General features: G+C 69.4%; 1 protein-coding gene. It reads right to left on the bottom strand.

The window, feature by feature from the left end:
• Window positions 1–20: 20 nt before the first annotated feature.
• Window positions 21–944, bottom strand: coding sequence for a hypothetical protein (locus BIV57_RS23140; protein ID WP_071658819.1), 924 nt, complete (start codon window positions 942–944; stop codon window positions 21–23).
• Window positions 945–1036 lie beyond the last annotated feature (92 nt).

Here is a 1036-nt window from a genome sequence, read left to right as displayed (position 1 = left end):
GCTAGATGATTGATGCGCTTTTACGTGCCGATCGGGGGCGTGACGTGGTCGTAGGTGATCAGGCTGCGCTTCCTGTCGACACCTGCGTTCCAGTTGTGCCAGATCACCGCGTTGAGCGCGAGGAGTCGTTGGACGACCCGGGCCCACAGCCCGGATCGGACACGCCCCCCGTGCGCGGCGAGCCCGAGTTGGCCCTTGAGGGTCCAGTTGACCGACTCGATGCGCTGGCGAAGCCAGAACGGGAAGCGCCCGTCGTGCGGTTCGTCCTTGCGGGCCGGCCGCACCACGGCGATCCCCAGCTCGGCAAGCTCGGCCTCGAAGCCGGCCCCGGCGAAGCCCTTGTCGCACACCTCCACGGTGCCCCGCGGGGGGCGGTTCTTCGGCTCGGCGAGCAGCAGCCGCACCGCGTCGCGCTCCTTGACCAGCTTGGGGTTGACCAGGCCGAACCCGGTCACCGCGCCATCAGGGGCGCACAGGAGCATCAGCTCGGCGCCCCAGTAGAAGCGGTGGTGGGACTTGTCGATGCCGTATCCGGCCCAACCGGCCAGGTCCGAGCGTTTCGCGGTCTGTCGGGAGGCGCCGCAGGGCACCGGGGTGCCGTCCATCAGCCGCAGCAGTTCGGTGGTGGAGGGGGTGTGTGCGGCCAGCCACCGCAGCGCGGCCTCCATCACCGGCCCGGCCGCCCGCAACCGGCGGTTGTACTCGCTCTGGGACAGCAGCCGCGGGAAGAGGTGGCCGAGCAGGGTCGGGGCGGCCCGCAGCCAGTGCCGCTCGTTGTTGAACCGGAGCAGGACCTGCGCGACCGCCAGGCAGGCCAGTTCGGCGTCGGTCACCTTCGGCGGGTGGCCGGGGCCCGGCCCGTGCCGTGTCTGGAGCGAGGGCAGGATGCGGTCGGTCAACTCGACGTACAGTGCGATCAGGAGAGTGTCCAGGTCGGTGTCCACGACGACCTCCGTGGTCGAGCGTGCGGTGATACCACCGATCCTGGGCACTCTTCGCCTATCCGAACAGACCGGATAGCACATCAATCATCTAG

The organism is Mangrovactinospora gilvigrisea (assembly GCF_001879105.1).
Classification (GTDB): Bacteria; Actinomycetota; Actinomycetes; order Streptomycetales; family Streptomycetaceae; genus Mangrovactinospora; species Mangrovactinospora gilvigrisea.
Note: the sequence above shows the minus strand (reverse complement) of the source record. Positions and strands in the feature narration are given on the sequence as shown.